Genomic DNA, 11,276 nt, shown 5'->3' on the forward strand with positions numbered 1-11,276 from the left:
AGAATCATTCAAAATAAAATTCGGTAAAATTTAAAATTGAATAAAAAAATTAACTAAAACTCATCAATGTTAATATATTTGAGCATGAAAATTGTAGAAACGTTTATGAAAAAAAAGTTTATGAATTAATCAGGTTAGAATATCAGGACGAAAACCAGATTTTTGTGCTAAATTTTCAACTTGTAGCCGTTTCACTAAAGAAATCAAATAATTCTTATTGAACACTTTTTTATTAAGTTTCAGAACCATTTGATTCTCTTCATTTTCAATCACTAAATTTTCCATTTTATCATTTTTTACAAAAATACAAAAATTCTATGTCAAAATAGAATTTTCCATTTCATGGGGTAAAAATTATTTTGAGATTCTGGAATAAAAAAAGGAAAAACCGTAAATGTTTGAGTATCATAATAATGCAAAATAGATATCTGTTTTTTAGGAATTTTTGGTTCAACTAAGCCCTAAATTCTATAATGTTTGGTTCTGTTTTTAATATAAAGTAAATTCGGAGTTTTCATATTCGTTATCTATTTTAATAAAAGAAATATTATTACCTTTTTCATCCCAGTATAACCATCCGGTGTCTTTCTTAAATTCTATCCCATCATCAATATATCTCCCCTTAGCCTTTATTTGTCCATTTGGATAATAATAAGTCCATACTCCTGTTTTTATACTACAGTATTTCCAGAGACCGTAAAAATCGCCAATACAATATTGCACTATTGTATAATTTCCTTCGTAGTGCATTGAGCCATTCTTGTAATAGCCTATCCATTTATCTGTTTTTAAAGCTCGTTTTCGTTTCCCTTTTTCTTTTATGTTTCCATTGGAATAATAACTTTCCAAAACTCGGTTGGTATCAACAAATACTCCATTATCAAATATGTATTGTTCTTTCAATTGTTTATTTGAGTGCCAAAATGTACATATGCTATCTAATTTACTATCAGTGTAAAACCTTTCTATTTTTTTATTCCCATTTTTGTAAAAAGCAGTCATTCTACCCTCCAAATTTCTAAATCTAAATATAAACTCAGCTGTTTTTTCTTTTGGAAAATAGCAATCATCTTTTGTAGATTTATAATTCTCTATTAACTTTAGTTGCCCATTCTGATACCATTCTCTCCTTTCCCCAACAGGAAATGACATTTTACGAGTACGTTTAAAACCTATTTTGTCTCTTCTTTTTATTTGCAGTAAACTATTTTCTCCTTCTGATTTTTTATTTCCATTTTGATAATACGTAATAAACTTTATTACTTCTCCATCCTCATAAATAGATTTTTCAGATACTTTCCATTAAAGTGAAATTTCATTAACTCTCCTTTATATGTACAATTATCTAATTCAAATTTTGAGTATATTTTTGTAGTATCTTCTTCATATAAAATCAGCCATTTCCCATCTTTTAATCTACACTTTTTGTTTTTGTTAAAGTTATAAGACCTTATCCATTTTTGACCTTGATATTCTGGATAAACATAATACTCCACAGAATCCAAATTGATTGTTTTTATTTCTTGTCCAAACAAGTTTAGTGCTAGTATTAATAACAATATAGTTAATTTCATGTTCGTATTGATATTCCAACTAAGGTCAAAGTTAATCATTTAATTCATAGTAATTTATTAATTCCTTGTTTCCTTTGTTTCCTTGTTTCTCAGAATTTCAACAACATATAAAAATACTTTTGTGCCATTTTCAGAAAAACAATACATCAGTTTTCCCAATTTAAGGAATAACAATACTCTGACGTTTAAAAGTATAACCAAAAGTTTCTAATTCTTCAAGTACAGGTTTATATAGTTCCGGAAGATTTGGAGGCATTCTTAAGCCTGTTGCTTTTATTTTGCCTTCGAGAATAAGTCTGGCAGAAATTGCTGCCGGCAATGCAACAGCTCTCGACATTGCAGAATCGCCATAAGGTATTCCTTTTTTCACCATTGTTGCAAGTCTCTTCTCTTTTCTGCCATCTTCAAATTCTGCAATCACTTCAATATGTAGGATTATCATATCGCTTTCGTGTGGTTCGTAGCCCATGCGTTTTATCATTCGATCGAGCAGAACATCTATTTTTGTTCCTTCTTTTAAATCTATTGTGCGATCGTCAAAAAGTCCGAGCCATTTCAAACGATGGATAATATCGGCATTATCATAAACATTCAAATATTTTGCAACATTCAGTTCAAGGTCTTTTGTTGAATCGTTTCCAATTAATGTTGACATCAATTGTCGGTATGTAACATTAGAAAAATCATGCACTTTTTCTTTATCAAGAAAACCGAGTTCCATTATGTTTCTTAAATTATTGCAATATCCCGAATAGCGGAGCAAACCCCTATAAAAAGTGATATTATTTGGAAGACCAAAAGGTTTGATATATTTTTCAACATCTTTGTTCGGGTAGGTCTCAAATGTTCCTAAACCTTCAATTTCGGTTAGCCAGAAATGTGTAAAAAGTTTATTGCCCGGCACCTTTACTTTTTTCCCATTTTCAATATACTGAGCTGCAGTTTGAGCTGCAACAAATACTGTATTCGGATCCCACGAAAACTTATACAACATAGGATTGTTATTGAATTCATAAGCCGGCAATCCGCTGCCATACGATTTCAGGCTAAGGATTTTTCCGCCCTCTTTTTTAATTTCATCTATCAGTAGCTGAGTGCCAAAGTGATCAATTCCCGGAACCTCTCCTAATTCGTTCAAAATTAATAGACCTTTCTCTTTCGCTTCTTTGTCAAGAGCCATAAGTTCAGGAATTTCATAAGCAGTAGTTACCATATTTTTATTGCATCGAAGACATGATTTGGCAACATTGATGTGCATAGGTTTTGGAACCATGCTTATCACAATATCTGATTGCGAAACAACTTTATCGAGTGCATCGGGTTCGCCCGCAGACCATCTGACAGCCGTTCCCAACTTTCTTCCATAAATAACATTTTCTGCTGCCGAAACTGTACGGTTTACCATAAAAACCTGATAACCACATTTGTCAATAAAATAATCTACAAGCGGCTTTGTCATTTTGCCGGCTCCTATTATTGCTACTTTTTTCCTTTTCGTCTCATAAACATTATTGATTTTCTTCATAATGGCTAATTTTATTTATAAATTATAGTCGTAAAGATATGATTTTTATTTACATTTTTCATTAAAATTGGCTAAATACAATATTGAAATACTTGAAAACATTAAAAATGAAACAAGATATGGGATATGATAAAAAACTCAATACATATTTTAGATTTTTAGAAAATTTGGACAACTTTTAAAATCATAAAGTGAAAACCGAAAATAAAAATTGTATTTTTTGGCTTTTTATTAAAATAAATATTATTTTTGTATTCGACATGCAATTTAATGCATATCGAATGGATTTAAAAATAGCTGATTATTAATATTTTAGTTAATGGCAGGATCGAAAGGGTCAAAATATTACGATGTATTTCTAAGATATGAAATACGATTAGATTTGAATGATAAAAATGTCATTAATGACAAATTGTTTAATCTGTTTAAACAAATTGACATAGAAGGATCATTAAGTCTGGCAGCCGAAAAAATGGAAATCAGTTATAGAAAAGCTTGGGGTGATATTAAAAAGGCAGAGGAATTGTTGGGTTTTTCTTTTGTAGAAAAACATCGTGGAGGAGCCAAGGGTGGGAAAAGTTTCTTAACTGAAGATGGAAGAAACATTGTTGAGGCTTATTTTGAATTAATCAACGAGTTTGATAACTCGCTAAAAAAAATAACAAAGAAATTTTTTAATGAAGTAAATAAGTAATGCGAATTTTAATTGGGATTGACGATACAGACAATAAAATTAGTCGAGGAACAGGTTTTCGTTCGCGTCAGCTTGGAAAATTGATAGAAGAAAATAAAATTGGATTTGTTGGCTCAATAACACGCCATCAGCTTTTTTTTGATTCCAGAATTCCTTATACTTCTCAAAACAGTTCTGCATGCCTCGAAGTTTTTTCCACGGAATTCCTAAAATTGGTAAAACTATCGAGAGAATTTTTGATTCGAAATAGTGCAGAAGGTTCCGATGCCGGTTTGGCAGTTTCTATATTCGAAAACATTAATGAGCAAATTGAGAATTGGGGTTTACGTGCCAAAGAAGAAATCCTTACTCAAAAAGAAGCCTACCAAATAGCTAACGAAAAAAACATATATCTCGAAGGATTGACCGGAGACAAGGATGGGATTATTGGAGCTTTGGCAGCTATTGCTCTACGAAAAACAGCTAACGATGGGCGTTGCATCTGGCTCAAGGGAGCATAACTTAGAGAACTTAATGGAATTTATTCTGCCGCTGAACTATTCGAGAAAATAAATGTGGATAAAATAGTTGATAAAAGCGGAAATTCTATTCCAAAAAACGAAAGAATTGATATTGGCAATTGGCTCAGGCCCGTGCTGAAAAATAATAATATTGTAATTATAACTGAAAAAATAGACGATGAAAACAATTATGAATGGCGAGTTTGTACAAAAGACTATATCAAAAGCATTTCCGATTGAAAGAAATCAGACAATCAGAGAGATTTTGATTCTTGCTTTTTTGGGAGTTTTTGCGGTGGTTTTAAGAGCAAAGCTACGAATACCACTAAGTATGCCCGGACATCATGGTTTGGAAGTTATGGCTATTTTTCTGATTGGACGAAGCTTTTCGAGAATTTCTCTGGCTTCTACAATTTTGGCTGTAGCTGCGGCATTTACTATCTTGATTCCTTTTTTTGGTTTTAAAGATCCGTTTTTGCCAATAATTTATATTCTCATGGGAGTTGCTATTGATTTTCTTTATAAAAATATAAAAGGATTCAACTCAAACATTGTATTATTTGCAATTCTCGGAGGAATTTCCTATATGATAATTCCTTTATCAAGAATTGTGATCCATTTGTTGACAGGTTTTCCATATAATTCTTTTATTAAAGCTGGATATTTTTTGCCTGTCTTGTCTCATTTTGTTTTTGGGCTTGCCGGTGCATTGTTGGCTGCAAGTTTAATTAATTTTACAAAAAGACTTAGAAAACAGATGTTTAATTGAATGTTTATTTGTAACTAATCAATGTATGATAATAAATAGTAACATGCTAAACTAAATCAAAATGAATAATATAAGCGCAAAGGTCGCCATGTAAATCGCAATATTTCGCAAAGCAAACATATTCAATAACTTAGCGTTCTTTGCGGTTAAAATTAGCTTCACAATAATCACAAATTCAGCACTTTAAACACACTTGTTGATGTAATGGACATTTTTCAGGCTTTTATTCAATATTGTTTTACATATTTCATTTTATAAAAGGGACTTCTAAAAATAGTTTAAACCCATTTTGTATGCAAATTGTGTGCAAATAAAAAAACGGCTACATCAAAAAATAAATGTAACCGTTTAAGTGTCAATGTGGGCGATACTAGATTCGAACTAGTGACCCCCTGCTTGTAAGGCAGGTGCTCTAAACCAACTGAGCTAATCGCCCTTTTTCAATTTCAAAAAGTGCCGCAAAGATAGAGCTCATTTTCTATTCTGCAAATAAAAACTTCATTTTTTATGCGAAATTTTAATATTGATTTTTCAAGACAACTATTGCCTGATAAACAGTATTTTACAACAAATAATTTGCAAAATAAACTTTATAAAACTTCAGCAACAACAAAAGTACTACCTCCAACAAAAATCAAATCCTCCTTTTCGGCATATTTTTTTGCCTCCGAAAATGCAATTTCTACCCTTGAATACGATTTGCCCCGAAGATTGTGCTTGCCGGCATTTTTCATTAAAATCTTCTCATCTAATGATCGGGGGATATTTGCTCTGGTAAAATAGTAGTGTGCATTTTTCGGAAGAATTTCAAGAATTTTATCAATATTTTTGTCATTCACTACTCCGACAACAAAATGTAAGTTTTTGAAAGGGGTATTTGAAATCTGAGATAATACTTCCATAATTCCACTAATATTGTGAGCCGTATCGCAAACCACCAGCGGATTGTTTCCAATGATTTGCCAGCGTCCCTGAAAACCAGTAGTCTCTGAAACTGAAGCAATTCCATCATAAATGTTTTTTTCAGAAATTGCAATTTCTAACTTTTTCAATTGCTCTAAGGCATGCAGACTTGATATAATATTTTTCCTTTGATAAACTCCTAATAAATTAGATTTTAGGTTTTTATATACAGCTTGTCCATCTTTTTCGAGATGAAATATTTGCTCATTTTGTAAAGAAAGAGTCGAGTAATTGCATTTATAAATTTTGTCGGCAAAAGATATAGGAGTTTCTCCTAATTTTGCTTTTTCTATGAAAACCTGTTCTGTTGAATTTTGGGTTTCACCTATAATTACCGGCACATGTTTTTTAATAATTCCTGCTTTTTCTTTAGCAATTTGTTCTAAACTAGTTCCTAAAAATTCTGTATGGTCATAACCAATATTTGTTATAATTGACAAAATTGGATTTATGATATTGGTAGAATCAAGCCTGCCGCCCATACCCACTTCAACAACAGCAATGTCAACGCATTTTTTTGCAAAATAATAAAACGCAAGTGCGACAGTAATTTCGAAAAACGAGGGTTTTATTTGTTCAAAAAATGTTTTGTTTGCATTAATAAAATCTACGACCTCAGTTTCTTCAATTTTCCGGCCATCAATTTTAATTCTTTCCCTGAAATCTTTTAAATGAGGAGATGTATATAAACCAACTTTCAGTCCTGCTTTTTGCAAAACTGAAGCCAAAATATGAGATACTGAACCTTTTCCATTTGTTCCTGCAATATGAATGGATTTGAATTTTTGGTGAGGATTTCCGAAATAGTTGTCTAATAAAATAGTATTATTCAAATTATTTTTATAGGCAGCCTTTCCTTGTCGCTGAAACATAGGCAATTGCCTGAACATATATTCAACCGTTTCACGATATGTCATAAAATTGTTATATTTACAAATTATTTTATTTGTGCAAATTAATGAAATTTAAAGTTGATTAAAATGAAGATTCTAAATATAATTCTAATAATAGTTTTTGCATCCTTCAATTTACTTGGTCAAATTGTGAATGCCCCAGAAAGTATAGTATTTGATGAAATTAGCAGCAGCTACTTAATATCGAACACAGGAAATGGAACCATCATTAAAATGGAAGAAAATGGGACCTTGCATGATTTTGCTAGCGGACTGTTTCAACCACGAGGCATTCTTCTTAAAGACGGTAAACTTTTCGTTGCTGAAGGAAATCGCATTTCAGGATATGATGTAAATAGCGGGAACAATATATTTAATATTGATATTCCGGCAGCAGCATTTTTAAACGATATATGCGGCGACAACAATGGTTTTCTATACACAAGTGCTACCATTAATAACAAAATTTACAAAATAAGTATTTCTAATAGCAATTACAGTATTTTTGTTGACTCAAATTTAGATTCACCAAACGGATTGCATTTCGATGCTGCAAACAATAGAATTATTTTAGTATCATTTGCTGCCTCAATGCCAATTCAGGCTATCAATATGGCTGACAGCAGTGTAAGTAGTTTATTTATTCCAAGTTTGAACTACCTTGACGGAATTTGTGTTGATCATAATGGGAACTATTACATATCGACTTGGATAAACGAATTCGGTACAGGCAATGGAAAAATTCTGAAATATGATGCAAATTTTTCACAAGAAACTATTTTAGTGGATGGTTTTGCCGGTCCTGCCGACATTTCGTTTAATATTCATAAAATGGAAATTGCTGTTCCTAATATGATTGGTAATAGTATTCTTTTCGTTGATTTATGCAATGTAAATACCGGCGAAATTTCGGGAGATACTATTGTTTATGAAAATACTGCAATTACTTATTCTATAGAAAACACTCCAAGTTCTACTTATAGTTGGTTGATTAGCGGTGGAGCTATCGAAGCAGGAATGAATTCTAATTCTGTTGATGTACTTTGGGGAACAAGCGGCACAGGAAAAATTTCGGTTCAAGAAACCGATCAATATAATTGTCAAGGCGAAATTGTCCAAATAGAGGTAACAATAAAAGCTCCGTCACACGTCGAAATATTAAATCCCTTTAAACTAAATCTTTATCCGAATCCGGCTTCAGATTTTTTCGCAATTAATTATAGTTTACAAAACACAAAAAATGTGGACATCTCCATTTTAGATAAAAATGGGAATTTTGTCTCCTCAATTACTGATGGCAAACAAAATGTTGGAGAATATAATTTACGCTTAAATTGCAAAAGTATTGGAATCTCGTCAGGGATTTATTTCATCAAATTTCTGATTGACGAACAAATTTTTATCAAAAAGATAGTTATTATTTAATCCTGATTTTTTCGTAAAAAATTATAGAATTATCAATAGATGAAATATTTCAATTCATAGCTTATTTCAAATTTTTTTGACATTTTTCATCGAGCAATGAGGCATTGATAGCCTCATCGGTGCAATATTTTTTTGTGCATGTATAACATTCATTAACCCTACGGCGGGCTATTCTTTGGATATTCAGCAAATGTCTCACCGAAATATTGTCGGTAGTAATATTTTTCCCACCGGAACCACAAGCCAGTGTCAACGATGGTTGAAGTGCATTAAACGTGCCTCCAAGTGCTCCTTGAGACGATGGTGTATTTACTAAAATCCTTCCTGCATTCATAATTGAAGAGAAATATTCTATCTTTTTTTCTTCTTCCGAAAAAATGCTCACAGTGTGCCCAAGTCCACCGTGTTCGTTAATTTTCAGGCATTGCTGAATTGCTTCATCAAAATTTTCGACTTCATAAAATCCAAGAATTGGTGCTAAAATTTCTAAGGAAAGAGGATAATTTATTCCAACCTCACTTAGTGGAGCAATCAAAACGCTGGTATCTTCCGGCACGCTAATATTTGCCATTTCTGCAATTCTAAACGCAGATTGTCCTATCACTTCAGCATTCATAACTTTTTGCGTTTTATTGAAAGCTATTTTTTCTAGCTTCTGAATTTCATCTTCCGAAAGAAAATATGCTTTTCTTCTTTTGAATTCTTCTACAACTTCCGTTGAATTTCTTTTCGAAACAACTACAGATTGTTCGCTGGCGCAAATAGTTCCATTATCGAAAGTTTTTGAGAGCAAAATTTGATCGACTGCAAAAGGGACATTGCAACTTTTTCCAATATAGACAGGTACATTTCCAGGTCCGACACCTATCGCAGGATTTCCAGAACTGTATGCAGATTTTACTAATGATACCGAGCCGGTGGCTAAGACTAATGCAATCTTTTTGTGCCCCATCATTTCTAAGGTTTGTTCTTTTGTCGAACGCCTCACCCACTGGATACAATTTTCGGGAGCACCAGCCTCCAAAGCCGCCTGATAGCAAATTTTGGCTGCCTCATTCGAGCATTTTCTGGCTGCACCATGAGGTCTTATAATTATTGAATTTCGAGTTTTTATTGCAATTAAAATTTTAAACAAAACTGTAGATGTTGGATTTGTTACAGGTGTTACTGCAAAAATAGGACCTTTTGGCTGCGCATATTCAACAATTTCATTTTCAGTATCTTCATAAATTACACCTACAGTTTTTCTATCTTTTATATCTGAATAAACCGACCAGCTTGCAATAATATTTTTCTCCACTTTGTCTTCCCACTTTCCTAAATTGGTTTCCTTAAAAGCCATTTTTGCCAAAATTATTCTATTATCAAAAGCAGCTTCATACACACGCCTTACAATTTTGTCGGTTTGTTTCTGTGTTAATTGCCGAAATTTGGCTGCAGCTTTATTGGCATTCTCAACTATCTCGTTTACATTAAGTATTTTCATGTGTCTGATATTTAACAGCTTAACTGAACATATTTATTGTTTTATTTAGTTCATTTGAAATTTAAGTCTCAAATTTAGTTTTTTTGATTATCGTAAAAAGCTTCATAAGATTTGTTTAATGAAATATCTGAAATTTGCAAACTATCAATTATTTTGATTTGCCCAGTTTTGATTTGCTATTTCATTTAATAATTTATTGAAATAGCTTTCTATATCGGTTTTTATTTTGGGTCTTTTCAAAACATTTTTGTAACCGTAGATTGGAAATCCTTGATATGAACTACCCTTAAAATATACTTTATAGCCATAATAATCAGTAGCATACATTTCAATATCTACAATTTCAAGTTTTATTATTTCATCTCTAAAACTGAAATTTATTGAATAAATAGCTTCAATATTTACATCGGTACCTGAGCTTCTGATACTTAATAATTTTAGAGTATGTGTTTTTAGTTTGATAAATTCGCCATCAATCGTTTCTTTCAATGTATCATTAGAGTTTTGGTAGGTCTCTATTATATAATTCAAAGTGCTATCATAAAGATATTTCGCAGTTTTTCGTTCAACTTTGATAAAAACAAAAGTTTTTCTCAGATCGTTCAAATTTTTCAGTCCATCGGGTGTTACAATTATTTTTTGTCCGTATGTAATTGTATATAAAATAATTAAAGATAATGTAAATAACTTTTTCATGTATAAGTTTAAGAATTGATACTATTAGTTTTTCGCATTTCAAATTTTTTCAAAGTGCATAAATAATAAATTTTAATTTAAATAATTTATTTATATCAGTGTCCGAAAACGGACACAAATAAACTATAAATGAAACACTTTCTTTTTTGAAAACACTTTACTCTCGCATAACAGTCTAAATATTTGCAGTTTATAATTTTTGGCATAAGTTTAGTTAAGTCGAAGCCCGAGTTTAATTATTATTATTTAAAATTTATTAAAAAAGCCATGAGAAAATTAGTATTGAGTTTATTAGCAGTAAGTATTTTAAGTGTAAATTTTGTATTCAGCAATCCAACTACAAAATCGATAAAAGTTTCCAAAACTGATAAGGTAATTGAGATTTTAAAGTCGAAAATAAAGTATCCCATATTTGCCGAGGAAAATAATATTGAAGCTGAAGTTTTGGTTTCCTTAAAAGTAGATAAAAACGGTGATATTGAAGTTGAACAGATTAATTCTTCAAATAAAATTATGAGTTCGGAAATTTTACATCAGTTAGAAAAGATTAAAATTGCTGTAGATGATAGCCTTATAAATCAATTGTTAAATTTTAGGTTCGTGTTTGAAATTATATAGTGCCTCTAAGAAAACAGTTCAAAATTAAAAACATCTCTTTTTGCGATATTTCTATTTTTTTCATTTGTCTAATACAAAAGCATTTACTGCATGAAAGAAAATAGAAATCTCATCAAAAATTAATTATTTTATA

The 11,276-nt window shown here is 31.2% G+C and carries 13 protein-coding genes and 1 tRNA gene; 6 read left to right on the plus strand and 8 right to left on the minus strand.

The features are described from left to right. Positions 1-129 precede the first annotated feature (129 nt). The 4 genes from HN894_03485 to HN894_03500 all read right to left on the minus strand — a co-directional run bounded on the left by HN894_03485 (position 130) and on the right by HN894_03500 (position 3,099). Positions 130-285, minus strand: coding sequence for a hypothetical protein (locus tag HN894_03485; protein MBT7142376.1), 156 nt, complete (start codon positions 283-285; stop codon positions 130-132). 204 nt (positions 286-489) lie between these two features. Then, positions 490-1,152 (minus strand): hypothetical protein, encoded by a 663-nt coding sequence (locus HN894_03490; protein MBT7142377.1) that lies wholly within the window; start codon positions 1,150-1,152, stop codon positions 490-492. 107 nt (positions 1,153-1,259) lie between these two features. Next, complete coding sequence (locus HN894_03495; GenBank protein MBT7142378.1) at positions 1,260-1,559, minus strand: hypothetical protein; 300 nt, start codon at positions 1,557-1,559, stop codon at positions 1,260-1,262. Positions 1,560-1,734: 175 nt separating this feature from the next. Beyond that, positions 1,735-3,099 (minus strand): saccharopine dehydrogenase, encoded by a 1,365-nt coding sequence (locus tag HN894_03500; protein MBT7142379.1) that lies wholly within the window; start codon positions 3,097-3,099, stop codon positions 1,735-1,737. Between the two features lie 319 nt (positions 3,100-3,418). Between HN894_03500 and HN894_03505 the strand changes: the two genes are divergently transcribed. Genes HN894_03505 through HN894_03520 form a run of 4 tightly spaced genes read left to right on the plus strand, consistent with a single transcriptional unit; the run spans position 3,419 to position 5,062 of the window. Continuing rightward, entirely contained in the window at positions 3,419-3,793 is a 375-nt protein-coding gene (locus HN894_03505; protein ID MBT7142380.1) for a LysR family transcriptional regulator, read from the plus strand. Beyond that, positions 3,793-4,293, plus strand: a complete 501-nt coding sequence (locus HN894_03510) for a hypothetical protein (protein ID MBT7142381.1) — start codon at positions 3,793-3,795, stop codon at positions 4,291-4,293. The genes HN894_03505 and HN894_03510 overlap by 1 nt, the downstream gene beginning before the upstream one ends. Before the next feature lie 54 nt (positions 4,294-4,347). Continuing rightward, a complete protein-coding gene (locus HN894_03515; GenBank protein ID MBT7142382.1) occupies positions 4,348-4,533 on the plus strand; it encodes a hypothetical protein in 186 nt (61 codons plus the stop codon). Then, positions 4,472-5,062: a hypothetical protein gene (locus tag HN894_03520; GenBank protein ID MBT7142383.1), complete on the plus strand. Its 591-nt coding sequence runs from the start codon at positions 4,472-4,474 to the stop codon at positions 5,060-5,062. The genes HN894_03515 and HN894_03520 overlap by 62 nt, the downstream gene beginning before the upstream one ends. A gap of 361 nt (positions 5,063-5,423) precedes the next feature. On the opposite strand, the gene HN894_03525 is transcribed toward HN894_03520, so the two are convergent. Next, positions 5,424-5,498: transfer RNA gene (locus HN894_03525), tRNA-Val, on the minus strand. Between the two features lie 154 nt (positions 5,499-5,652). Next, positions 5,653-6,942 (minus strand): bifunctional folylpolyglutamate synthase/dihydrofolate synthase, encoded by a 1,290-nt coding sequence (locus HN894_03530; protein ID MBT7142384.1) that lies wholly within the window; start codon positions 6,940-6,942, stop codon positions 5,653-5,655. A gap of 63 nt (positions 6,943-7,005) precedes the next feature. On the opposite strand from HN894_03530, the gene HN894_03535 reads away from it, so the two are divergent. After that, positions 7,006-8,343: a T9SS type A sorting domain-containing protein gene (locus tag HN894_03535; protein MBT7142385.1), complete on the plus strand. Its 1,338-nt coding sequence runs from the start codon at positions 7,006-7,008 to the stop codon at positions 8,341-8,343. Positions 8,344-8,404: 61 nt separating this feature from the next. On the opposite strand, the gene HN894_03540 is transcribed toward HN894_03535, so the two are convergent. Next, positions 8,405-9,829: an aldehyde dehydrogenase family protein gene (locus HN894_03540; GenBank protein ID MBT7142386.1), complete on the minus strand. Its 1,425-nt coding sequence runs from the start codon at positions 9,827-9,829 to the stop codon at positions 8,405-8,407. Between the two features lie 144 nt (positions 9,830-9,973). Beyond that, positions 9,974-10,525 carry a hypothetical protein gene (locus HN894_03545; GenBank protein MBT7142387.1) on the minus strand — a complete coding sequence of 184 codons (552 nt, stop codon included), beginning with the start codon at positions 10,523-10,525 and terminating at the stop codon, positions 9,974-9,976. A 267-nt stretch (positions 10,526-10,792) separates the two neighbouring features. Here HN894_03545 and HN894_03550 point away from each other — a divergent pair, with 267 nt between their 5' ends. Further along, on the plus strand, positions 10,793-11,143 hold the full coding sequence (locus HN894_03550) for a hypothetical protein (protein ID MBT7142388.1): 351 nt from the start codon (positions 10,793-10,795) through the stop codon (positions 11,141-11,143). The last annotated feature ends 133 nt before the right edge of the window (positions 11,144-11,276 follow it).

The sequence above is a fragment of the Bacteroidota bacterium genome (assembly GCA_018692315.1).
Classification (GTDB): Bacteria; Bacteroidota; Bacteroidia; order Bacteroidales; family JABHKC01; genus JABHKC01.